20 protein-coding genes are annotated in these 23,877 nt (G+C 72.6%); 16 read left to right on the top strand and 4 right to left on the bottom strand.

Annotation, left to right across the window (positions count from 1 at the left end; translation table 11 throughout):
- The first annotated feature begins 237 nt into the window (after positions 1-237).
- The 4 genes from AB0J04_RS21980 (at position 238) to AB0J04_RS21965 (ending at position 8,318) form a co-directional block, all read left to right on the top strand.
- A complete protein-coding gene (locus AB0J04_RS21980) occupies positions 238-3,237 on the top strand; it encodes a glycosyl hydrolase (RefSeq protein WP_363170231.1) in 3,000 nt (999 codons plus the stop codon).
- A gap of 94 nt (positions 3,238-3,331) precedes the next feature.
- Positions 3,332-3,721, top strand: coding sequence for a hypothetical protein (locus AB0J04_RS21975; RefSeq protein ID WP_363170227.1), 390 nt, complete (start codon positions 3,332-3,334; stop codon positions 3,719-3,721).
- 7 nt (positions 3,722-3,728) lie between these two features.
- Complete coding sequence (locus AB0J04_RS21970; protein WP_363170226.1) at positions 3,729-4,685, top strand: hypothetical protein; 957 nt, start codon at positions 3,729-3,731, stop codon at positions 4,683-4,685.
- A gap of 42 nt (positions 4,686-4,727) precedes the next feature.
- Positions 4,728-8,318: a CHAT domain-containing protein gene (locus AB0J04_RS21965; protein ID WP_363170225.1), complete on the top strand. Its 3,591-nt coding sequence runs from the start codon at positions 4,728-4,730 to the stop codon at positions 8,316-8,318.
- A gap of 22 nt (positions 8,319-8,340) precedes the next feature.
- Here the strand turns inward: AB0J04_RS21965 and AB0J04_RS21960 are convergent, their stop codons facing one another.
- Positions 8,341-9,513: a tetratricopeptide repeat protein gene (locus AB0J04_RS21960; protein ID WP_363170224.1), complete on the bottom strand. Its 1,173-nt coding sequence runs from the start codon at positions 9,511-9,513 to the stop codon at positions 8,341-8,343.
- Positions 9,514-9,652: 139 nt separating this feature from the next.
- Between AB0J04_RS21960 and AB0J04_RS21955 the strand changes: the two genes are divergently transcribed.
- A complete protein-coding gene (locus AB0J04_RS21955) occupies positions 9,653-10,306 on the top strand; it encodes a maleylpyruvate isomerase N-terminal domain-containing protein (RefSeq protein WP_363170223.1) in 654 nt (217 codons plus the stop codon).
- A 21-nt stretch (positions 10,307-10,327) separates the two neighbouring features.
- Here the strand turns inward: AB0J04_RS21955 and AB0J04_RS21950 are convergent, their stop codons facing one another.
- The 3 genes from AB0J04_RS21950 to AB0J04_RS21940 all read right to left on the bottom strand — a co-directional run bounded on the left by AB0J04_RS21950 (position 10,328) and on the right by AB0J04_RS21940 (position 13,841).
- Complete coding sequence (locus AB0J04_RS21950) at positions 10,328-11,110, bottom strand: polysaccharide deacetylase family protein (protein WP_363170222.1); 783 nt, start codon at positions 11,108-11,110, stop codon at positions 10,328-10,330.
- 139 nt (positions 11,111-11,249) lie between these two features.
- Positions 11,250-13,166, bottom strand: coding sequence for a cellulase family glycosylhydrolase (locus tag AB0J04_RS21945; protein ID WP_363170221.1), 1,917 nt, complete (start codon positions 13,164-13,166; stop codon positions 11,250-11,252).
- 102 nt (positions 13,167-13,268) lie between these two features.
- Positions 13,269-13,841 carry a hypothetical protein gene (locus tag AB0J04_RS21940; RefSeq protein WP_363170220.1) on the bottom strand — a complete coding sequence of 191 codons (573 nt, stop codon included), beginning with the start codon at positions 13,839-13,841 and terminating at the stop codon, positions 13,269-13,271.
- A gap of 165 nt (positions 13,842-14,006) precedes the next feature.
- Between AB0J04_RS21940 and AB0J04_RS21935 the strand changes: the two genes are divergently transcribed.
- The 11 genes from AB0J04_RS21935 (at position 14,007) to AB0J04_RS21885 (ending at position 23,874) form a co-directional block, all read left to right on the top strand.
- Positions 14,007-14,234 (top strand): DUF6400 family protein, encoded by a 228-nt coding sequence (locus tag AB0J04_RS21935; RefSeq protein ID WP_363170218.1) that lies wholly within the window; start codon positions 14,007-14,009, stop codon positions 14,232-14,234.
- Complete coding sequence (locus AB0J04_RS21930) at positions 14,221-14,478, top strand: hypothetical protein (protein ID WP_363170217.1); 258 nt, start codon at positions 14,221-14,223, stop codon at positions 14,476-14,478. Before AB0J04_RS21935 ends, AB0J04_RS21930 begins: the two co-directional genes overlap by 14 nt.
- A 203-nt stretch (positions 14,479-14,681) precedes the next feature.
- Positions 14,682-16,385 (top strand): hydrogenase maturation protein, encoded by a 1,704-nt coding sequence (locus tag AB0J04_RS21925; protein WP_363170230.1) that lies wholly within the window; start codon positions 14,682-14,684, stop codon positions 16,383-16,385.
- Between the two features lie 196 nt (positions 16,386-16,581).
- On the top strand, positions 16,582-17,640 hold the full coding sequence (locus AB0J04_RS21920) for a hydrogenase expression protein HypE (RefSeq protein WP_363170216.1): 1,059 nt from the start codon (positions 16,582-16,584) through the stop codon (positions 17,638-17,640).
- 48 nt (positions 17,641-17,688) lie between these two features.
- On the top strand, positions 17,689-19,470 hold the full coding sequence (locus AB0J04_RS21915; RefSeq protein ID WP_363170215.1) for a nickel-dependent hydrogenase large subunit: 1,782 nt from the start codon (positions 17,689-17,691) through the stop codon (positions 19,468-19,470).
- Positions 19,467-19,997 (top strand): hypothetical protein, encoded by a 531-nt coding sequence (locus AB0J04_RS21910; protein ID WP_363170214.1) that lies wholly within the window; start codon positions 19,467-19,469, stop codon positions 19,995-19,997. Before AB0J04_RS21915 ends, AB0J04_RS21910 begins: the two co-directional genes overlap by 4 nt.
- Positions 19,994-20,617 carry a DUF5947 family protein gene (locus tag AB0J04_RS21905; RefSeq protein WP_363170213.1) on the top strand — a complete coding sequence of 208 codons (624 nt, stop codon included), beginning with the start codon at positions 19,994-19,996 and terminating at the stop codon, positions 20,615-20,617. The genes AB0J04_RS21910 and AB0J04_RS21905 overlap by 4 nt, the downstream gene beginning before the upstream one ends.
- On the top strand, positions 20,614-21,288 hold the full coding sequence (locus tag AB0J04_RS21900; protein ID WP_363170212.1) for a DUF6084 family protein: 675 nt from the start codon (positions 20,614-20,616) through the stop codon (positions 21,286-21,288). Before AB0J04_RS21905 ends, AB0J04_RS21900 begins: the two co-directional genes overlap by 4 nt.
- Positions 21,285-22,703 (top strand): hypothetical protein, encoded by a 1,419-nt coding sequence (locus tag AB0J04_RS21895; RefSeq protein ID WP_363170211.1) that lies wholly within the window; start codon positions 21,285-21,287, stop codon positions 22,701-22,703. The genes AB0J04_RS21900 and AB0J04_RS21895 overlap by 4 nt, the downstream gene beginning before the upstream one ends.
- A complete protein-coding gene (locus AB0J04_RS21890) occupies positions 22,700-23,257 on the top strand; it encodes a hydrogenase maturation protease (protein WP_363170210.1) in 558 nt (185 codons plus the stop codon). Before AB0J04_RS21895 ends, AB0J04_RS21890 begins: the two co-directional genes overlap by 4 nt.
- Before the next feature lie 218 nt (positions 23,258-23,475).
- A complete protein-coding gene (locus tag AB0J04_RS21885; protein ID WP_363170208.1) occupies positions 23,476-23,874 on the top strand; it encodes a hydrogenase maturation nickel metallochaperone HypA in 399 nt (132 codons plus the stop codon).
- The last annotated feature ends 3 nt before the right edge of the window (positions 23,875-23,877 follow it).

Raw genomic sequence — 23,877 nt, 5'->3', positions numbered from 1 at the left:
GCCACCTCCACCTCACCACCCTCAACAGCTGAGTGCGAGCACGCCTACAAGCAACACCGAAGTCAACCCCCGAAGGACTTACGACGCAGACCACTTAGCGTTCCCGCGTTCGCACATGATTGAAACGATTCAAATCATGCAGTACCACCTGGGGGGGCGCTCATGCAGCAACCGTTCGCGCAGGATCCTTTCGCGCAGCAACCGTTCGAGGGGGAATCCTTCGCCCACGGAAACGGCATGTCGCGCCGGGCGGTCCTCGCCGCCGGGGCGACGGCGGGCATCGCGGCCGGGACCGTGGGGGCTCTGGCGTCCGGGACGACAGCGGCGGCGCAGCCCGTAGCCGACGCGCGCGGCAGCGCCGCCGAGTGGTTCGCCGCCCCCGCCCGCCCGGTGCGCCCCAAGTTCCGCTGGTGGTGGCCGGACGGTCTGGTGAACCCCGACGAGATCGCCCGCGAGGTCGACCAGATCGCGGACGCGGGATTCGGCGGCGCCGAGATAGCCGCCGTCCACCACAGCGTCAAGGACAAGTCGGTCCTGGACACCGAGCGGCACGGCTGGGGCAGCAGGCCCTGGCGCGACGGCGTCGAGGCCGCCCTGCGCCGCGCCGCGAGACGGGGCCTCACCCTCGACCTCACGCTCGGCCCGAGCTGGCCCGTCGCGGTGCCCGGCCTCACCCCGGACGACGAGGCCGCCGCCAAGGAACTCGTCCACGGCCGCGCCGTGTTGAGCGGCGGAGCCACCTATCGGGGACCGGTGCCGCCACCCGTGCACGAGCCCGCCGCCGGTGTGACCCGGCAGCGGCTCCTCGCCGTGCAGGCCGCCCGGGTCGACCCCGCGCACTCCACGCGCAAGGAGACCGGGCTCGACCTCTCCAGCGTCCGCGACCTCACCTCCACCGTCGACCAGGACGGCACCCTGACCTGGACGCCGCCCGAGGCGGGGGAGTGGGCGCTGATCTCCTACTGGGCGCGCGGCTGCGGTCAGCAGCCCGAGTCCGGCCCGCACTCCGCGCCCGCCGCCTACGTCGTCGACCATCTCGCCCCGGCCGGCACCGCCGCCGTCACCGGCTTCTGGGAGCGGGAACTGCTGACGCCCGTCCTGCGGAGCCTGCTGAAGGCGGCGGGCGGCGCCTTCTTCGAGGACTCCGTGGAGCTGGAGACGGACGGCCTGACCTGGACGGCCGCGCTGCCGGACGCCTTCGAGAAGCACACCGGCCGCCCCCTCCTGCCGTACCTGCCCGCGCTGATCCTGAGCGACGGCAACCAGGTGTTCGCCTTCGAGGCGCAGCTGACCCGGCAGATCCGGCACGACTTCTGGGAGACGTTCTCGGACCTGTTCAACCGTCATCACGTCCGCGCCCTGCGGGACTGGTCGCACTCCCTCGGCATGACCCTGCGCGCCCAGCCCTACGGCCTCCAGACCGACGCGATCGCGTCGGCGGCGATCCTCGACCACCCCGAGGGCGAGTCCCTCGGCTTCAAGAACCTCGACGACTTCCGCTGCCTCGCCGGCGGCCGGGACATGGCGGGCCGCACGGTGCTGTCCTGCGAGGCGGGCGCGTACAACGGCTCCGCGTACAGCACCACCTGGGACCGCTTCCTGCGCACCATGGGCGGGGCCTACGCGGCGGGGGTCAACCAGACGGTCGTCCACGGCTTCTCCTACGCCGCCGCCCCCGGCGCGCACTGGCCCGGCTTCGCCGCCTTCAGCCCGTACAACGGCGGTCCGGGCTACGGCGAGTCGTGGGGACCCCGCCAGCCCACCTGGCACCACGTCACGGACCTCGCCGCCTACCTCGGCCGGGTGCACGGGGTGCTCCAGTCGGGCACCGCCCGCGCGGACGTGGCCGTCTTCCGGCAGACCGGCTACGCCGCGACCGGCATCGGCGCCTCCTGGTTCACCGCGACCGGCGTCCCGCTCGGCTGGACCCACCAGTTCCTCAGCGGTCCGCTGCTCGACCTGCCGAGCGCCACCGTCTCGGCCGGCCGGCTCGCCCCGGACGGACCCGCCTACAAGGCCCTCTTCGTCGAGGGCGACTTCTTCTACGGCTCCACCCCCACCCTCGCCGTGGCCGATGCCCGTCACCTGCTGCGGCTGGCCGAGGCCGGGCTGCCGATCGTCCTGCTGGGCGCCTTCGACCAGGCCCTGACCCCGGGGATCCCCGACGACGGCGAGACCGACCGGCTGCGCGGGCTCCTCGCCCGGCTGCTCGGCCTGCCCCACGTCGTCCGCGTCACGGACAAGACCGCCGTGGGCGACGCCCTCGCCGGGCTCGGAGTCGCACCGGACGTCCGCCACGCCACCGCGTCCACGCTGCTGAACGCGCACCGCGTCACCCGGGACGCCGACTACTACTACCTCTGCAACGGCAAGCACGCCGAGACGGTCAAACCGCCCGTGGCCGCGATCGACCACGAGGTCACCCTGCGCCACACCCGCCGCACCAGGAACGGGGAGACCGTCCCGTACCTGCTGGACCCGTGGACGGGCACGGTCACCCGGATCGCCCGGTACGCCGAGGACGGCGGCGACGTCACCGTGCGGGTCGCCCTCCAGCCCGGCCAGGCGATGATCGTCGCCCTGGGACGTCCGGGACTCTTCGGCGACCACAACGGGGCACGGCCGCACGCCATCGCTACGGACGCGCCCGAAGTGCGGTTCAGCGGCGGGAAATTGACGCTCCGTTCGGAGACCGGAGGCACCTACACGACACGACTCTCCTCGGGACGTACGGTCACCACCGCCATCCCGTCCGTGCCCGCCCCGATCACCCCGGGCCAGTGGCGGCTGGACGTCGAGGACCGGTACCCCGGATCCTCCGCGACCCGGACCGAACGCGTCCACCGCACCCTGTCCCTGGACGCCCTGCTGCCCTGGTCGCGGATCCCGGAACTGGCCGACTCCGCGGGCATCGGCCGCTACCGGACGACGATCGAACTGCCCTCCGGCTGGACCGCCTCGCACGGCGCCCGCCTGGAACTCGGCCAGGTCTCCGACACCGCGCGCGTCACCGTGAACGGCGTCGGCGCGCCGCCCGTCGACCGACTCCACCCGGTCGTCGACGTCGGCCCGCTGCTGCGGCGCGGCCGCAACGTGATCGAGGTGGAGGTGGCGACCCCGCTCGTCAACCGGCTCCGGGTCGCCCGGCCCTCGGTCTTCGGGGCCGTCGCCCGGCAGGACCACGGCCTGGTGGGCCCCGTACGGCTGATCCCGTACGGGCAGGCCGCGGTCCGGTGAGGAGGCGGGCGGCACGGCGACGGCCGTCCGACCTGCCGCGTTAAGGTGGGTCGGCCACGGCAGCCGTGGCAGATGCGGAGGGCGACAACACCGTATGAGTTACGTGATGTTGGTGGATCCCAGAGCCGAAGTCGAGGGCTCCGAGCGGGTGTTGCTGCCCGCCGGGACGGCTCTGAACGACGCCGCCGAGGCTCTGGGACGGCTGCTGGTCCTGGAGGAGCGCCTGGACCGGATCCTGATCGTCGTGGGCGACGTGCAGATCGGGGCCACGTCGAGCACGTATCTGCGCACCGTCCTGGGGATGCAGCCGACCCGCGGCTCCGGCGACGAGGTGCGGGCCGCGGCTCCCGGGGAGTCGACCCGGTTCAGTGTGATCGCGTTCCGCTGTGCGGTGTGCGGGAGTCACGCCTACGCGGCCTTCTACGACGACCGGTACCGTCCGGTGTGCCAGGCCGGCGAACACGGACCGATGGAACTGAGGTGAGCCCCGCGTGAGCCTCGGGCCCGCCGTCCCCAAGCCGCTCGACGGCTCGGTCAGGTTCTTCTCGGTGGCCTATCTGCCGACGTACACGGCGACGCTCTTCGTCCTGCTCCTGGTCTGGGCGGGGGCGCCCGGGAGCGATGTGTCGCTGCGGCGCGCCTGGCGCACCGCCACCGCCGTGGGCGCCGGGGAGGCGGTGTGGATCCTCGTCGGCACCACCGTGATCGCCGTCGTCTTCCAGCCCTTCCAGCTGGCCGTCATGCGGCTGCTGGAGGGCGGTCGGCCCGATGCGCCCGGTGCGGGCGCGGGGCGGGCGTGGCAGCGTCGGCGCAAGGCACGGCTGGCGGCCCGCGCCGAGCTGACCGGGGCGGCGGGGGAGCCGTCCCCCGAGCAGGTGCAGCGGGCGGGCGCCGCGGCCGCCGTCCTGCGCCGGCGGTATCCGCTCCCGGACCACCTCGTACGGCCGACGGCCCTGGGCAACGTGCTGGCGGCCCTGCGCGACACGGCCGGCCGGGACCACGGCTGGGACGCCGCGGTCGCCTGGCCGCGGCTGTACCCGGTGCTCGGAGACCGTGCGCGGGCCGTGGTCGACGACTGCCGTGACTCTCTCGACGGGGCGGCGCGACTGTGCGTCACCAACGCGGTGACCGCCCTGGTCGGCGCGGCGCTGCTGTTCCGCTCGGGCTGGTGGCTGCTGCTCGCCCTGGCCCCCGCCGCGGTGGCCGCACTCGCGTACCACGGAGCCGTGCAGGCGGCGCTCACCTACGGCGACGCCGTCCGCGCGGGGTTCGAACTGCACCGCTTCGACCTCCTGACGGCCCTGCACCTGCCGTTGCCCGACAGCCTCCAGGAGGAACGGGCCCTCGCGGAGGAACTCTGCCGACACTGGCGGCAGGGCCTGCCCCCGCCGGATCGGTACGCCCACCCGCCCGACCCCCTCGACCCGCCGGCCACGCCCGGGAGTTGAGGCCCACTGCCCCCGACGGCCCGGCGACCTTATGGTGTCGGTATGAGCAGTGATGTTCCCCGCCGTGGGCGGCCCGCCGGGGCGTCGGTCGGCGAGCTGCATCGTCAAGGCCTGTGGGAGCTGGAGCTCTACCAGCGCACGGGGGACCTAGCCGCCCTGTCGCGTGCCCGGGACCTCCACCGTCAGGTCGTCGACGCCACTTCCGACGACAGCCCCGGTCGGGACGTGCACCTGAGAAACCTCGCTCATGCCGAGGCCGAACTGTACGGGCACACGCGCGATCTGCCGACCCTTCAGCGAGCGGTCCACCACTACCGGCGGGCCCTCGACGCGGCCCCCGAGGACCAGCCGTACCGGGAGGACTACCTCTACGGGCTCGGCCGCGCCCTGCAACAGCTGCACCACCGGACCGGCGAGCGTCTCCAACTGGAGGAGGCCGCCGACCTGCTGAGCCGTGCCATGACGCTCCCGCCCGCGCTGCACGACGATCGCGCCACCCGACTCGGCGGTCTCGCGGAGGTCCTGGGGCAGCTGTACGACCTCGGCGGGGAACGGGAGCACCTGTTCCAGGCCGTCGCGGTCCAACGCCGGGCGCTGGCCGAAACTCCGCCCGGAAGCCCGCAGCGGGCGGCTCGCCAGGTCAACCTGGCCTCGTTCCTGAGCAGTTGGTACGACCTGACGCGGGAGCGGTCGGCGCTGGACGAGGCGGTGGAGATCCTGCGCAGCGCCCGCGACGAGACGCTGAGGAACGGCGGCGCGCAACCGTGGGAGTCGGCCTTCAATCTCGCCGCGTGCCTGGTGGACCGATTCCGGCTCGACGGCGGTCTCGGAGAACTGGACGAGGCGGTCATGCTCCTGCGCCATGTCCTCGAGACGGAACCCTCCCTCGATGACTTCAGCCGCCTCATGGTGACCCTTCGGGCAGCGGATCTGTCGGTGGAGCGTGCCGAGTTCTCGGGGCAGGTGCACTGGGTCGACTGGGCCGTGCGGGCCCTGCAGAGCAGCGTGCGGACGCTGCCCCGCGACGACCTGAACCGCGGGGTGCCCCTGCTCGAACTGGGCCAGGCCCACGCGAGCCGGTACGGCCTCACGGACGATCCGGCCGACCTCGAGTCGGCGATCGCCCGGCTTCGCGCCGCTCTCGACGTGTTCGGGGCGGACGAGGGTTCCGCGGAGAACGCCGGAGCCGCCGCCTCGGTACTCGCCGTCCAACTCGCCCACCGCCATGAACGCACCGGCGACGCGGCCGACCTGGACCAGGCCATCGAACTCCAGCGGGACGCCGTCGGACACGCCTCCCCGGACAGCCTCAACTTCGCGGCCCTGCACGGGTCCCTGGGCCAGAACCTGCTGCAGCGGTTCGTGGACCGCCACGACCTCGGCGACCTCGACCGGTGCGTCGACCACCTCCAGCGGGCCCTGGCCGTCCTGCCGCCGCACTCGGCCAACCTCCCCGCGCTGCTGTCCAGCCTCAGCAGCGCCCAGCGCGCCCGCTATGAGCACACCGGCCACCGACCGCACCTCTACGAGGCCGTCGAGACGCAGCGTGCGGCGGTCGCCGCGTGTCCGCCCGGGGGGTCCCAACGGCGGTTCCTGCTGGGCAACCTCGCACTCCTGCTGCGGCTGCGCCATGACGCCGAGGGCGTCGGCACCGCGGACCTCGACGAGGCGGTGGGCCTGTTGCGCCAGGTGCTCGCCCTGTGGCCGGGCGACTCCGGGAACGGCCGGATCACCCTCCTCCAACTGGCCGAGGCCCTGCGGTCCCGAGCCGAGGCCCGGGGAGACGACGCCGATCTGACGGAGTGCGTCGAGGTGCTGCGCACGCTCGTCGCCGGCTACCCGGCCGATCACCCGGCACAGGTTTCCTCGCGCACCGCGCTCGCCGAGGCGTTGCACAGACTCTTCCTGGCGACGGGCGACGAGCGTCTCCTGGCGGAGGCCTTCGAGGTGGCACGGGCGTCGGTCGAGGTGCGCACCGCGCCGGTCGGAGGGCGCCTGCGCGCCCGGGGCACGCTCGGGCAGGTGTGCGGCACCCGGCACGACTGGGAGGCGGCCCGCCACTGGCTGACGGAGGCGGTGCGGCTGCTGCCGCGGCTGGCCGCACGCGACCTGGACCGCACGGACCAGCAGTACGTGCTGGCCCGCGAGCACGGCCTGGCGGCCGAGGCGGCCGCGTACGCGCTGGAGGCAGGCCGCCCCGAACAGGCCCTGGAGGTACTGGAACACGGGCGCGGCGTGCTGCTCGGCCGTCTGCTGCGGTCTCGGGAGACCGACGTGGCGCGGCTGCGGGAACGCGCGCCCGCGCTGGCCGAACGATTCGTGCTGCTGCGTGACATGGAGGATCCGGCGCCGCTCGGCGGCGACACGTACTCCGCGGCGCGGGAGCGACAGGCCGCCGAGCGGATGTGGACCCGCGAGGCCGCATGGGACGCGCTCCTGGCCGAGATCCGGTCCCTGCCCGACATGGCGGACTTCCTGCGCCCACCGGCCGCACAGGAGATCGTCCGGCAGGCCGGGGCGGGACCGGTCGTGGTGATCAACGTCAGCATCCGCTGCGACGCGCTGATCGTGGCCGACGGAACACTCGACGTGGTGCGGCTGGAGACCACCGCCGAGGAGGTCCGGCACAGGGTGGCCGGGTTCCTCGCCGCGGTCGGCGCGCCCGCCGACCGCTCGGAAGGCCTGGGCGAACGGCTGGCCCGCCAGGAGACCGTCGCGCAGACACTGGAGTGGCTGTGGGACACGATCACCGGACCGGTCCTGGAACGGCTCGCCCTTCCTTCGCGGTCCGGACCCGACGGCACTCCCGCGCGCGTGTGGTGGTGCCCGCAAGGGGCGTTGGCGTTCCTGCCGCTCCATGCGGCCGGCTACCACGGCCCCCGAGCCGACCCGGACGACCAGCGGTGCGTGCCGGCACGGGTGGCGTCCTCGTACACCTCCACCGTCGCCGCGCTCCATCACGCGAGGACCCGGCGTACGGGGACCCGCGGGGGCGGCTCGGAACAGCTGGTCGTCGGCATGTCGCACACCCCGGGGGCGGGGGACCTGCCGAACGCGGACGCCGAAGTCCAGGCCGTGGAACGACACATGACGAACCGTCGGGGACTTCGCGGAACTGTCGCACTCGTCAATGCGGAGGCGACCAGGGACCGCGTCCTGGAGGCCCTGCGGGACGCGCGGTCCGTGCACTTCGCCTGCCACGCCGTGGCCGACACACAGGACCCTTCGGCCTGCCGCATCCTGACCCACGACCACGCGACACGCCCGCTCACCGTCACCGACATCGCGGGCCTCCGCCTCGACGGCGCACATCTGGCGTATCTGTCGGCGTGTGCGACGTCGTCCACCCGGCAGGAACTGGTGGACGAGGCCGTCCACATCACCGGCGCCTTCCAACTGGCGGGCTTCCGGCACGTGGTGGGCACCCTGTGGCCGGTCGGGGACGAGCTGGCTCCGGAGCTGGCGACGACCTTCTACACGGCGCTCGCGGCGCAGGCGACGACGGACGACGCCGAGGATGACATCGGCGACGACCACGTCGCGCTCGCGCTGCACGCGACGGTGACCGAACTCCACACCCGGTACGCCTGGTTCCCGTCCCTGTGGGCCTCGCACATCCACGTGGGCGTGTGATCTGTACCGTCGCACACGGCGTTCAGCGGTCGCCCTCCACGACCAGCCGCAGGTTCGCCCGGGCCTGGGCGGTGCGCGGGTCGCCCGGCCCGAAGCGGCGCTCGTACGCGGCGACCACCTGGCGGCACAACGCCTCCGCCTGCGCCCGGTCGCCCCGGCGGTGCACCATCGCGGCCAGGTTGCTCATGCTGGAGACGGTTTCGGGATGGTCGGCGCCGAAGACCTTGGAGTACCCCTCCACCACCGTGCGCATCAGGGCCTCGGCCTCACCCGCATGGCCCGCGCCGTGCAGGACCGAAGCCAGGTTGAACTGCGCGCCCAGCGTCTCGACGTGGCCCGCGCCGTTGTTGCGCACGCGGAGTGCGACCACGGCCCGGTAGTGCCGCTCCGCCTCCGCCCACCGGCCCTGGTGGGCGAGGACGGCGGCCTGGTTGGCGCGCGCGCTCACACTGATCGAGTCGTCCTCGCCGAACAGTCGCCCGGCGTCCTCCGCGACCTCCCGGTACAGCCGCTCGGCATCCTCCGCCCGCCCCTGCGCACGGAGCGCCCCCGCCAGGTCGTTGCGGCTTGCCAGGGTGTCCCGATGCCCCGGTCCGAGGACCTGCTCCCGGCCCGCCAGCGCCAGTCGGGTCAGTTCCTCGGCCTCGGCGGGCCGGTTCAGTCGGCGCACGATGCGGGCGAGCCGGGCGAGGTTCGTCAGGGCGTCCGGGTGAGCGGCAGCGGACGCGCGGACGTACTGCGCCCACACCGTCCGGGTGAGCTGCTCCGCCTCGGCGAACTCGCCCAGCTGCTCCAGCGCCCGCGCCAGGAAGGACGTGGCCGCCAGGGTGTCGGGGTGGCCGTGGCCGACCACGCTCCGACGGCCGGCGACGACATAGCGCAACAGTTCGACCGCCTCGTCCGTGGCCCCCTGTCTCCACAGCACTTCGGCCAACTCGTGGGCCGCGGTGAGGGTTTCGTGATGCGTCTCGCCCAAGTCCCGGTAGGCGGCGCTCAGCGTCCACCGCGCCTTCGCCTCCGCCGTCATCGTGAGCGCGATGTTCACGAGGGGCACGTCGTCGGCGCGCTCACGCCTGGTGATGCTGTACGAGACGCCCTCGCCGAGTTCCCCGGTCCCGAGATTCTCCGGCTCCGCGGGCTCGGCCTGCTGTTCCGCCTTCCCCCGACGTCCCCGCCTTCGCCAGCCACCGCTCATCGACCGCCCCTCCCCCTGGTGCGACTCCTGATTCGTCCTCCCATGGTCGCGCAACGACCCACATGAGCCCAGTAGGCGTCCGCGACGCGTCGGCCCCCTACGCTTGTCGGCCGCTCCGGCACGGCGCTACCTTGCCGAAGTGGATCTCTTCACGCGCTCTTGGGCGGCGTTGCGCACGGCGGTCGACGAACTCTCCGGCGACGACTGGGAACGGCCGTCCGGCTGTACCGGCTGGCTGGTGCGGGACCTGGTGTGCCATCTGATCGTCGACGCCCAGGACGTCCTGATCACCCTGGTCACGCCCGCCGACGCCGAACCCACCGTCGACTCGGTCACCTACTGGGACCTTGTCGAGCCCCCGACCGGCGAAGATCCGCTCGACGCGCTGATCCCTCGGCTGGCCGCCGCGTACGGCGAGCCGCGGTGGCTCAAGTTCCACTTCGACGACGTCGGTTCCGCGGCCGGGCGCGCCGCCGAACTCGCCGACCCGCACGCACGCGTCGGCACCCGCGACGAAGTGCTGACCGTCGGCGACTACCTCTCCGCGTACGTCATGGAATGGACGCTGCACCACCTCGACCTGATGGCCCACCTGCCCGCGTCCGCAGATCCGCCCGCCGAGACCCTCGCGGCCGCCCGCGCAGCGCTGGAGGAGATCGCCGGGGCATCGTTTCCGGCGGCCTTCTCCGACAAGGACGCGCTGCTGGTCGGCACCGGACGGCGCGCTCCGGCGGACGCCGAGAGAGCCGCGCTCGGACAACTGGCCGCCAGGATCCCGTTCGTGCTCGGCTGACAACCGGCGCGGAGGCGTTCCTCAGCGCACCGGGAAGCCGAAGGAGTACCCCTGCTCCTTCAGCCATGGCAGGACCTCGCGCAGGGCGGTGACGGTCTGCGAACGGTCGCCGCCGGCGTCGTGGAACAAGATGGTCGGACCGTTGGACACCTCGTTCTTGACGGTGGCCACGATGGCGTCGGCGCCGGGTCGCTCGAAGTCCTTGGTGTCGACGTTCCAGCCCAGCGGCCGCATCCCGTGCGAGGCGGCGAGAGTGCGGCTGTAGGGGGTGAAGGCGCCGCCCGGCGCGCGGTAGTACATCGGCCGGACACCGCCGGAGGCCTCGGTGATCATCCGCTCGGCGTCCAGGATCTGCTGCGACTGGTAGGACTCGGACTTGGTGTCCATGGTGGTGTCGTGCGAGACCGTGTGGTCGCACAGCCGGTGCCCGTCCGCCACCACCGCCTTGACCAGGTCCGGGTAGGCCTCGGCCTGGGTGCCGACCATGCAGAACGTCGCCTTCACGCCGTTCTCCCGCAGCACCTGAAGGACCTGCGGTGTCGAGACCGGGTCCGGCCCGTCGTCGATGGTGATGTTGACGCCCCGCGCGCCCTTGTCCGAGGCGTGGGCGATCTCCACCGACACCGCCGCCAGGGCGCGGGCGGCCGGCGCGGAAGGGCTCGCGGAGGCGCCCGCTCCCGCCTGCGATCCGTCGACGGGTCCGGCCTGGGCGGTCCAGACAGAGGTGACGGCCGCCAGGGCAGTCACCCCGATCGCCGCCGCGAGTACTCGGCCGTGCCATCCCCGCCCGCCATGTCGCGCCATGTCCGCCCTGTCCTCGTCCGTGGTGGTTGACCCCGTGCAGCTGTCAGGACGAGGAAAAGGCCGTGCGGGATCCGCGCTGGATCCGCCTGTTACCGATTGCGGACAGTTCCGCGCAGGTTCGGGGACGGACGAGCCTTTCTCAGGGCCGCAGTCGGGCGCACAACAGGGCCGCGGGGCCCGGCGTGCTGCCGAGGCGGGTGGTGAAGGCGATGCCGGCGGCGTACTCGTCGGCGGCGCACTGACCCTTGTAGCGGCCTTGGGCGAAGTCCCCGCCGCCGTCGGCCGGCCGGTTGTCGGACCGGTCGAACCAGACGGTCCGTCCGGCACCGCCGAGCGGCGTGCGGGCGGGGGCGCACAGGGCGGCCGACACCCGTTCGCCGCGGCGGCTGTAGCCGATGAGGAACTGCCCGGCGGGGCACTGGAGTTTGGTGTAGCCGCCGGCCCAGTCGCCGCCCGCCGGGACGTTTCGTTCGTCGGTCACGACGGTCTGTTCGTTGCCCGGCGCCCGCAGGTCGCCGCCCGTCTCGTCGGAGCACAGACCGCGGCCGCCGGTGTGGCTGAGGCCGGTCAACCGCAGGCCGTCGGGGCAGGCGGCCTTGGACGCTCCCGGATCCCAGTCCCCGCCGGCCCGTACCCGCAGCGACTGCACGGAGTCGCCGTGGTCGGTGGCGAGCATGCGCCGGACGGCCACCGACGCGACGGGCCCGCTGAGCGAGGCGGCCGTCGTCAGGCGACTCCAGGCCGTGCCGCGCCAGTCGCCCTGGTCGAGGATGCCGTACCGCCGCCCGGCCGTGTCGTAGCGCAGCAGCGCCCAGTCGTCGTGGCCCTCCCAGCCGACCAGGGGCCAGTAGGCGAAGTCGGCGTCGTGGTCGGCGAAGTAGTCGGTGAGGTTGCCGAACCAGGCGCGGGCCGCGGCCCCCGTCTCGCTGCCGCCGACGCCGAACTCGCTGATCCACACCGGCGCCGTGTAGTGCTGTCCTTCGGCCGTGACGAAGAAGGCCTGGTCGGTGAGGACTTGGTACAGCTGGTCGCGGGTCAGGTCCTGGTAGCGGGGGTCGTGGGTCTCGCCGACCCCGGTGGCGCCGCTGTGCCGGGGACCGGTGTAGCCGTAGAAGTGGGCTGAGTAGACCAGCTTGTGCGCGTCCACGAGGGTGTGCGAGAGCGTGCGCACGGGGGCGAGGGTCGGGCGTTCGTGCGGCAGCCCGTCCACGGGCAGCCCGGTCCAGTTGATTCCCTCGACGATGACGAGGAGATCCGGGTTGGCCTCGGTGAGGATGCGGTCCGCGGCGAGCTGGGCCGCGGCGTACCAGTCGTGATCGTCCCCCAGGCCCCAGTTGGGGTCGTCCAGGACGTCACGGCGTACCTCGTTGTAGAGGTCGGCGCCCACGACCCGGGGATCGGCGGCGTAGCGGCGGGCCATGAACACCCAGTCGTCGGCCCACCGCCCGGTGGTCTGACCGCTGTTCCAGCGTTCGTTGCCGTCGAGACCACAGCACCAACGGGAGGTGTTGGTGTGGTTGTTGAGGACGACCGCGAACCCGTCCCGGGTGAGGGCGGCCACGACGGCGTCGTAGATCTGAAGCGGTGTCCGGCCGCGCAGTTGCGGGTTGGCCGTGACGGCGGCGTCCGGCACCGGGGCCGTCGCGTGGATCATCTCGTTGGAGAACGGCAGCCGGATGCTGTTGACGCCGAGCGCGTGGAAGTCGGCGAGCAACTGCGGCAGCGGGGCGCGGTCCAGGCCCAGGGGGATCCCGTAGGAGTTCTGGCCGGCGTGGTGGTCGGCGGGGTCGGCCGTGCTACCGCTTCCCGTCCACGAGCCCTGCGCGCCGTCCCAGTTGGCCGACTTGAGACGGAAGCGGTTCCCCCGGGCGTCGACGATGTAGCGGCCGCGGGTGGACAGGGGCGGCTGCCAGGCGGCGGCGTCGGCGGCGGCCGGGGGAGCGGCTCGGACGGGTGTCCCGGCAGCCACCGCGGTCGGCGCCGGGGTCAGAAAGGCGAGAACCACGGCAGTTGATGTCAGGTACTTGACAAGTCTGACGAATCTGATGGTCGGCATCCGGTCCTCTGCGGGGGGTGGCGGGAGCGCGAGCGGCGACCGCCAGCCTACGAGGACTCGGCCGCGATGTCCCCGGGTCGGACATCGCGGCCTGGAGGGTTGTCACCAGGTGTGGGCGACGTCCACCACGACGTGGCCGGGCAGGACCAGCACCTGGAAGGGCAGCCGCGCCCGGACGCCGAGCCCGAACTGCGTCACGCCCTCGAAGCTGCCGGCGTAGCGGGTGTCCCGGAACGTGGAGTACCCGGTGAGGTTCACTCCCGGCAGGGGCTGCGCGACCCGTCCGGGGTAGGTCGAGGCGCCGGTCTCGGGGTTGTAGGCGGGCGCGTTCACCCGCACCTCGATGACGGCCCCGCCGCCGACGGCGATGGGCCGGCCGGATCCGTCCTGGTAGAGCTGGTCGACATAGCCCACCGAGTAGCCGAGCGCGGCGCTGGCCGCCCCGGGGACGTCGATGACGAACCGGTCGTAGCAGTCGTGGCGGCCGGTCCTGACGTTCGTCAGCGGCCTCGACGTGCCGGCGAAGGACGTCTTGTCGAGGCTGCCCCACCCGGTCGGGCAGGCGGCGGCAGCCCGGGGCGCGGTGGTCGGCGCGGCCACGGCCGGGGCCGCGGCCACGGCCAGCGTGGCGGTCAGCAGGGCGGCGGTCGCCCAGACGGTTCTGGTTCGTACCATGATCTCCCCCGAAGCTTGGTCTGTCGGATATCTACTGAGACAACCGGAATGACCAGAAGGTTGCGCTGTATTTCGGCCGCGCTGCTCAGAGACGCGATCTTGCGGGCTGTGACTTCTCCCACCTGCTCTTGCCCGCGGGAGGAAGGCCTACCTACGTTCGGTCGCATGTCCTCCGATTTCGCCATCGATCTCAGCGCGCACGAGATGCTCCGGCGGGCTCACGTCCTGGACGCCGTGGGCCCCGACTGGGATCCCGGCGAGGCCCTGCGCGGCGAGCAGGAGGCGTACGCGCTGCTGTACTCCGGCCTCGACGCCGACCAGCAGCGCGTCTACGCCGAGCTGGTCGCGGCCGGCGTGCTCCCCGGGCGAGGGGACGGCCATGCTGCCCCTTGATCCGCTGGCCGACGTCGGCCGTCGCGCCTGGGTCGCCTGCCCGAACTGTGACGACCGGCAGGGCTGCGACCCGTGCGCCGAGGGGCGCAGCTGCTCCACGCACTGGCGCTACCTGCTCTCCAACACCGGCAGCCTGCTGCATCTCCAGTGCCCGTCCTGCACCCACATCTGGACGCACGAGACCCGGTTCGGGGCCACCCGCTCCCGCTGGGAGCGCGTCATCAGCGGCCTGCGGCCACGCTGATCACGGCGTCGTCCGCACGCTGAGGCCGGACGACGGCGAGACCGGACGACGGCGAGACCCGACGACGGTGAGGCCGGACGGCGCATCCACGTCCGCTTTCGGATGACCTCACCGTCTGTCGGCGGCGGCGGTCGCCGGGCGCACCGGAGGATCGCAGTCGGCCGGGACGTCCCGGCGTGCCCCTCGTCCGCCTGGAGACAGCTGTGCACATCCTGCTCGTGGCCGGCGCGTTCAACAGCCTCACCCAGCGTGTCCACGCCGAGCTCCGCGACCGCGGCCACCACGTGGCGGTGGAACTCGCCCTCCCCGACGTCTCCCTGCCGGCCGCCGTCCGACGGCACGATCCGCGACTCGTCGTCGCGCCGATACTGAAGACGGCGATCCCCGAGGAGGTGTGGACGGCCTACACCTGCCTCGTCGTCCACCCAGGGCCCCTGGGCGATCGGGGACCGTCCTCGCTGGACTGGGCGATCCACGAGGGCGTAGACGAGTGGGGCGTCACGGTCCTCCAGGCGAACGGGGAGCTCGACGCGGGCGACGTCTGGGCCTCGGTGGCGTGCCGCGTCCCCCCGGTCGCCAAGAGCGACCTGTACCGGGGCGAGATCGCCGACGCCGCCCTCGAAGCCGTCCTCCTCGCCGTGGACCGCTTCGCCGGCGGGACCCACGTGCCGCGCCGACAGAGCGAGGCGTGTGAGCGGGAGGGCCTCCTGCGCGTCCGTCCCTGTCTCGACCAGAGCGTCCGGCGGATCGACTGGGCCGAGGACTCCACCCGGACGGTCGTCCGCAAGCTGCGGGCCGCCGACTCGCAGCCCGGGGTGCTCGACGTGCTGCTCGGCGTCGAGTGGTATCTGCACGGCGGCCACCCCGAGGGCGCACTGCGCGGCAGCCCGGGCGAGCTGCTGGCCACCCGGGCCGGGGCGATCTGCCGGGCCACCACGGACGGCGCGGTGTGGATCCCCGAGCTGAGGCCCCGCCGGCTGCCCGGGCAGCCGCGCCCTTTCAAACTCCCGGCCGTGCAGGCCCTGGGCGACCGGCTGCCGCCCCTGCCGGAGCACGCCCCGCCCCCGCTGCCCGAGGCGGCGGACCCCAGGTGGACCGACATCCGCTACCGGGAGGACGGCAGCGTCGGCTGTCTCTCGTTCTCCTTCCCGGGCGGCGCAATGAGCACCGAGCAGTGCCGCCGCCTCCTGGACGCCTACCGCGAAGCCTGCGCCCGCCCCACCTCGGTACTGGTACTGGGCGGCGAGCGGGACTTCTTCTCCAACGGGATCCACCTGGGCGTCATCGAGGCCGCCGCCGACTCCGCCGCCGAGTCCTGGGCGAACATCAACGCCATGAACGACCTGGTCGAGGCGGTGCTGACCACCACGGACCGCCTCGTCGTCGCGGCCGTCGCGGGCAACGCCGCCGCGGGCGGGGCGATGCTCGCCCTGGCCGCGGACGAGGTGTGGTGCCGCTCCGGGGCCGTGTGGAACCCCCACTACGGCCTGCTGGGCCTGTACGGCTCGGAGTACTGGACCTGCACCCTGCCCCGCAGGGTCGGTCCGGCGGTGGCCGAACGGCTCATGCGGGACACCCTGCCGGTGAGCTCGGCGCGCGCCGAGGAGCTGGGGCTGGTCGACCTGGTGGTGGACGCCGACCCCGACGCGTTCGCCGCGGACGTCCGCCGCCTGGCCGCGTATCTGGCGGGGCTGCCGGCGACGGAGGCCCGGATCGCCGCGAAGAAGACGGAGCTGGAGCTGCGCGAGAGCGTGGCCCCGCTGGCCGGGTTCCGGGAGCGCGAGCTGGCCCGGATGCGGCAGACCTTCGACGACCCGGACGCCCCGTACCACGCCCTGCGCCGGGCCTTCGTCCACAAGGAGTGCCCCCGGCACACCCCGCCGTACCTCGCCCAGGGCCCGTCCTAAACCACTTTGGGGCCGTCCGCCGTCGGATTCACCGCAACGGCCCCCCATGGCGTCCCGTCACGGCCGAACGGCTGATACGAAGAACTGTGAAGGGCATGGCAGTACATAGCGGAACACCACAGGGCGTCACGTGGTGCTGCGCCATATTTAGGGCGAACGCTCGCCCTGATCCCCTACCTCCCCGGGAGGCGATCCCATGACTGAGGCGGCGACGAAGACGGCCGAAGAGACACCCACGATCCACATCCTCTGGATCAACGCGGGCCTGAGCTGCGACGGCGACTCGGTCGCGCTGACGGCGGCCATGCAGCCGAGCATCGAGGAGATCGTCCTCGGTGTGCTGCCGGGGCTGCCGAAGGTCGCCGTGCACTGGCCGCTGATCGACTTCGAGTGCGGTCCGGTCGGCGGCGCGGACACGTTCATCGAGTGGTTCTTCAAGGGCGAGCGGGGCGAGATCGACCCGTTCGTGCTGGTCGTCGAGGGGTCCGTCCCCAACGAGGCGATCAAGCCGGAGGGCTACTGGTGCGGCTTCGGCGACAACCCGGAGACCGGCCAGCCGATCACCACCAGTGAGTGGATCGACCGGCTCGCGCCGAAGGCGCTGGCCGTGGTCGCCATCGGCACCTGCGCCACCTACGGCGGCATCCACGCCATGGCGGGCAATCCGACCGGAGCCATGGGCGTGCCGGACTACCTCGGCTGGGAGTGGAAGTCCAAGGCCGGCATCCCGATCGTGTGCGTCCCCGGCTGTCCGATCCAGCCCGACAACTTCGCCGAGACGCTCACCTACCTGCTCTACCAGGCGGCCGGCTCCGCCCCGATGATCCCGCTGGACGACAAGCTGCGCCCGACCTGGCTGTTCGGGGCCACCGTCCACGAGGGCTGCGACCGCGCCGGCTACTACGAGCAGGGCGAGTTCGCGACGACGTACGACTCGCCGAAGTGCCTGGTCAAGATCGGCTGCTGGGGTCCGGTCGTCAAGTGCAACGTGCCCAAGCGCGGCTGGATGAACGGCATCGGCGGCTGTCCGAACGTCGGCGGCATCTGCATCGCCTGCACCATGCCCGGCTTCCCCGACAAGTTCATGCCGTTCATGGACGAACCCCCCGGCGCCAAGGTCTCCACCACCGCCAGCGGCGCCTACGGGGCCGTGGTCCGACGCATGCGGACGATCACGGCGAAGACGCTGGACAAGGAACCCAAGTGGCGCCGCACCGGCGAGAAGATCAGCACCGGCTACCGGCCCCCGTGGTGACGACCCACACCCGACACCCCATCCGCAACGAAGGGCACGGCAAAGACGATGGCAAGGACGAAGGCGGCCGGCGACGGCAGTGGCCTGGTGGAGATGTCCTGGGACCCGATCACCCGGATCGTGGGCAGCCTGGGCATCCACACGAAGATCGACTTCAAGCAGAAACGGGTCGCGGAGTGCTACAGCACCTCGTCGGTCTTCCGCGGCTACAGCGTCTTCATGCGCGGCAAGGACCCCCGGGACGCGCACTTCATCACCAGCCGCATCTGCGGGATCTGCGGCGACAACCACGCCACCTGCTCGGTGTACGCGCAGAACATGGCGTACGGCGTGAAACCCCCGCACCTCGGTGAGTGGATCATCAACCTCGGCGAGTCCGCGGAGTACATGTTCGACCACAACATCTTCCAGGAGAACCTGGTCGGGGTCGACTACTGCGAGAAGATGGTCCGGGAGACCAACCCGGGCGTCCTCGAACTCGCCGAGCGCACCGAGGCCCCGCACGCCGCCGAGCACGGCTATCGCACGATCGCCGACATCATGCGCTCCCTGAACCCGCTCGAAGGCGAGTTCTACCGCGAGGCCCTCCAGGTCAGCCGGTACACGCGCGAGATGTTCTGCCTGATGGAGGGCCGCCATGTGCACCCCTCCACGCTCTATCCGGGCGGCGTCGGCACGGTCGCCTCCGTGCAGCTCTTCACCGACTACATGAGCCGCCTGATGCGGTACGTCGAGTTCATGAAGCGCGTGGTCCCCCTGCACGACGACCTGTTCGACTTCTTCTACGAGGCCCTGCCCGGCTACGAGGAGGTCGGCCGCCGGCGTGTCCTGCTCGGGTGCTGGGGAGCCCTCAACGACCCCGAGTACTGCGACTTCACCTACGCCAACATGACCGACTGGGGCCGGCGGATGTTCGTCACGCCCGGCGTCGTCGTCGACGGCAAGCTCGTCACCAACGATCTCACCGAGATCAACCTCGGCATCCGCATCCTGCTGGGCAGCTCCTACTACGACGACTGGCAGGGGCAGGAGCAGTTCGTCACCCACGACCCGCTCGGCAACCCGGTGGACCCGCGCCACCCGTGGAACCAGCACACCATCCCCGCCCCGCAGAAGCGGAACTTCGACGACAAGTACAGCTGGGTGATGTCCCCGCGCTGGTTCGACGGCAAGGACCACCTCGCCCTGGACACCGGCGGCGGCCCCATCGCCCGGCTGTGGTCCACCGCCCTGTCCGGGCTCGTCGACATCGGGTACGTGAAGGCCACCGGCCACAGCGTGGTCATCAACCTGCCGCGCACCATGACCAAGCCGGAGACCACCTTCGAGTGGAAGATCCCGAAGTGGTCCAACGCGCTGGAGCGCAACCGCGCCCGCACCTACTTCCAGGCGTACGCCGCCGCGGTCGCCCTGCACTGCGCGGAGAAGGGCCTGGCGGAGGTCCGCGCCGGACGCACCCAGACCTGGGAGAAGTTCGAGGTCCCCGAGGAGGGGCTCGGCGTCGGCTTCACCGAGGCCGTCCGCGGCGTCCTCTCCCACCACATGGTGATCCGCGACGGCAAGATCGCCAACTACCACCCGTACCCGCCCACCCCCTGGAACGCCAGCGTCCGGGACTCCTACGGCACGCCCGGCCCCTACGAGGACGCCGTCCAGAACACCCCGATCTTCGAGGAGAACACCCCGGAGAACTTCAAGGGCATCGACATCATGCGCGCCGTCCGCAGCTTCGACCCCTGTCTGCCCTGCGGCGTCCACATGTACGTCGGCGGCGGCAAGACCGTGAAGACCATGCACGTGCCCACCGGCCTGAGCGGACTCGGCGGATGAGCGCGCGCACCCCGGCGGCGGCGCGCCCGGCGAACGCCGAGCAGACCGGGCGCGCGATCGAGGAGGTCCTGGACCGGCTGACCACGAGCGGCGACCCGGCCTCGGCGGCAGCCGCCGAGGAACTCGTCCGGTCCCTCATGGACTTCTACGGCTCCGGTCTCGCCCGCGTCCTCCAACTGCTGTCCGCCGCGCCCGCGGGCATTCCGGGAGCGCTGCTCGGCGACGAACTGGTCGCCAGCCTGCTCGTCCTGCACGACCTGCACCCCGAGGACCGCGACGCCCGGATCGCCCGGGCCCTCGACAGCGTGCGCGAACACGGCCTGGAGGCCGTGGACTTCGACGCGGAGAGCGGCGCCCTGCGGCTGCGCTCCCGGGCGAGCGGCGGCTGCGGATGCGGCTCCGGCGCGGACGCCCAGGAGGCGGCGCGGGCCGCCCTCGCCTGCTTCGCGCCGGAGGTCACGGAGGTAGTCGTGGAGTCGGCGCCCGCGCTGCTCCAGATCGGTTCCGGTCCGGTGGGGAGCCGATGAACGCACCGGGCCTGCGCAGATTCCTCACCCCGCGGCCGCCGCGGCCCGAGCGGTGCGAACTGTGCGCGGCGGCGGTGCCGGACGACCACCGCCACCTCGTCGACACCGAGAAACGCGCCCTCGCCTGCGCCTGCACCGCCTGCGCGCTGCTGATGGAGGCGCCGGGCGTCGCCGCGGGCCGCTTCCGCGCGGTCCCGAACCGGTACCTGACCGACCCCGCCCACCGCCTCGACGACGGCGCCTGGGACGCGCTCCAGATCCCGGTCGGCGTCGCCTTCTTCTTCCGCAACGCCGCCCTCGACCGGTTGGTCGCCCTCTACCCGAGCCCGGCCGGCGCCACCGAGAGCGAACTCGAACCGGCCACCTGGACCGAGGTCCTCGGCGGCAGCCGGCTCGCCGAACTCCTCGAAGCCGACGTCGAGGCGCTGCTGCTGCGCCGCAGCGAGGGCCGGATCGAGTGCCATCTCGTCCCGATCGACATCTGCTACGAACTCGTCGGCCGCATGCGGCTGTTGTGGCAGGGCTTCGACGGCGGGGCCGAGGCCCGGGCCGCACTGGACGCCTTCTTCGACGACGTCCGCCGGCAGGCGCGACCGGTGGAGGAGGCGGTCCGACCGTGACCGACTTCTCCTTCGCCTGCACCGGGGTGCGCGCCGACCGGTACGCGGCCGGCCCGACCCTCGTCTTCCGGCTGCGCGTCACGGCCTCCGGGAACGCCCCCGTGCACGCCCTCGCGCTGCGCTGCCAGCTCCGGATCGAACCCGCCCGTCGCGGTTACGCGCCCGCCGAGGCCGACGGCCTGAGCGACCTGTTCGGCGAACGCTCCCGCTGGGGCAGCACGCTCCAGCCGGTGCAGTTCGCGCAGGTGTCGGTGATGGTGCCCACCTTCACCGGAGAGACCGACACCGACCTCGTCGTCCCCTGCACCTACGACATGGACATCGCAGCCACCCGCTACCTCACCGCCCTCACCGACGGCGAGGTCCCGCTGCTGATGCTCTTCTCCGGCACCGCGTTCACCGGGGCGGGCGGCTTCCAGGTCGAACCCGTCCCGTGGGACCGGGAGACGGCCTTCCGGATGCCGGTCACCGTCTGGCGGGACATGCTCGAACAGCACTTCCCCGGCTGCGGCTGGATCCGGCTCCCGAGCGACACCATGGACGCCCTCCTCGCCTACCGCTCCCGGCACGCGCTGCCCTCCTGGGAGGCGACGCTGAAGACGCTGCTGGACCACGCCGACCCGTCCGTGCGCGACCCGTTCCGTGCGCTCACCGGAAGGACCGACCCGTGACCGTGACCGCGTTCGCCCCGGAGACGGAGGAGCGGTTCGCCCTCGCCCGGCAGGTGGCCGACGCCGTCCTCTTCGAGGGCTATGTGCTCTACCCGTACCGCGCCTCGGCGGCCAAGAACCGGCTGCGCTGGCAGTTCGGGGTGCTCGTGCCGCCCGGGTGGGGCGCCGAGTGCGAGGAGCACGACTTCCAGTACACCGAGTGCCTGATGGAACCGAAGGCCGGCGCGACGCTGGCGGTCGAGGCGCGCTTCCTGCACGCCCGGCGACGCACCGTGCAGCGGCTCCGCCCGGACGGCGACTACGAGACGGTCCCCGAACTCCGCCTCGACGACCGCGTGTTGGTGCCCTGGGACGAGGGCGGCGAGGAACGCGTCGAGGTCGTGGCACAGGTGGAAGACCTGCTGGGCGACGGCGTCACGCATCCCTTCCGACGGCCCGCCCGCCAGGACGCACAACCGGTTCTGGACGCCGCCGGCCGCACCGTCGGCCGACTGGTGCGGCGGTGCGAGGAGATCAGCGGGCAGGTCAGGCTGTCCGCCCGCGAACTCGACGGCCCCTACCGGACCCTGCGGCTGACCGCGGTCGTCGAGAACACCAGCGACTGGACGGCGCCCGAGGGACGCGGCGCCGACCGGGACGCGGCGCTGCCGCACTCCCTGGTCTCCGCCCACCTCCTCATGGCGCTCAGTGCCGGATCGTTCCTGTCGATGACCGATCCCCCCGAGTGGGCCAAGGGCGCTGCCGCCGCCTGCCGCAACCTGCACACCTGGCCCGTGCTCGCCGGCGAACCCGGCCGCGCCGACCTCGTTCTCTCCTCGCCGATCATCCTGGAGGACCACCCGGCCATCGCCCCCGAGAGCCCGGGCGCGCTCTACGACGCCACCGAGATCGACGAGATCCTCGCGCTGCGCACCGCCGCCCTGACCGACGAGGAGAAGCGCGAGGCCCGGGGCACCGACGAGCGGGCAGCCGCCGTGATCGACCTCGCCGACTCGATGCCGCCGGAGGTCCTGGAACGCCTCCACGGCGCGGTGCGGAGCCTGCGGGAGGTCACCGGGGAGACGACGCCCGGCTTCCCCGACGAGCACGGCGTGCAGCGCCCCGACACCCCCTGGTGGGACCCGGCGAGCGACGCGGGCTTCGACCCCGAACAGGACACGGTCGTGGTCGACGGCCGGTCGGTGGGGAAGGGCAGCCGCGTCGAGCTGCGGCCCGGCCTGCGCCACACCGACGCCCAGGACCTGTTCCTCCAGGGCCGCGCCGCGACCGTCGAGGCGGTGCTGCACGACGTCGACGGCACGGTGCACCTGGCGGTCACCGTCGAGGGCGACCCGGGAGCCGACATCCGCCGCGAACAGGGCCGCTACCTCTACTTCCAGCCGGACGAAATCGTCCCCCTGGAGGACCGGCCATGACCCGGACCCTCGTCGCCGGCATCGGCAACGTCTTCCTCGGCGACGACGGCTTCGGCGTCGAGACGGCCCGCCGACTGGCCGAACGGCAGCTGACGACACGGCTACTGCCGCCGCACGTCGAGGTCGTGGACATCGGCGTGCGCGGGGTGCACCTCGCCTATCAGCTCCTGGACGGCTACGACACCCTCGTCCTCGTGGACGCCACGGCCCGCGGCGAGACCCCCGGCACGCTGTACGTGATCGAGTACGACGGGCCCGGCGACGCCCCCGAAGGCGCCGCGCCCGCGATCGACGGCCACCGCATGACCCCCGACGCCGTCCTGGCGCTGCTGGACACCCTCTGCGCCGGGACCGGCGGCGAACCGCCGCGGCGCGTCCTGATCGTCGGCTGTGAGCCGGCCTCGGTGGCGGAGGGCATCGGCCTCAGCGGGCCGGTGTCGGACGCCGTGCCCGAGGCCGTGCGACTGATCGAAGAGCTGCTGCGGGGCGGCGTCGAGCCGCCCGTGGCGCAGGCCTCCACCGATGGGGCCCCGACCCGAGGAGAGACGGGATGAAGAAGATCATCGCTGGTGGGGCGGCCCTGGTCGTGGCCCTCGTGGTCGTCGAGGTGCTCCCCGACGTCCGGCGCTATCTGCGGATCCGACGGATGTGAACCAGGGGCCGGGTGGGGCGAACGGCGTACCCACCCGGCCGGTCACGGCGTGCCTGGCCACCGGATCCGGACCTCGCACCTGTAATGAAGTCGGTTCCGGGAGGACGGAGAGACCGACCCATGCACGAGATGTCCGTGGCGCTCGCCGTGATCGACCAGGTGGAGACGGCCGCCGCCGAGGCGGGAGACGTCACGGCGGTGCGCTCGGTCCGGCTTCAGGTGGGCGAACTGGCCGGCGTCGTACCCGACTCGCTCGCCTTCTGCTTCGAGCTGGCCTGCGCCGGAACCCTGCTGGAAGGCGCCGAGCTGGTCACCGAAGCGGTGCCCGGACGGGCCTGCTGCACGTCCTGCGCGCACGCCTGGGCCGTCGGCATGCCGCCCCGGCTGACCTGTCCCGCGTGCGGCGGGACGCAGACCGACCTGCTCGCGGGCCGGGAGCTGAGAATCGTCGGCGTGCGCTGGGAGGACGGCGAGCCGGTGCCGCCGCCCACCCGCGAACCGATCTCCGAGGAGTGCTGAACC

The organism is Streptomyces sp. NPDC050263 (assembly GCF_040655955.1).
Taxonomy (GTDB): Bacteria; Actinomycetota; Actinomycetes; order Streptomycetales; family Streptomycetaceae; genus Streptomyces.
This window is presented reverse-complemented; position numbering and strand designations above follow the sequence as displayed.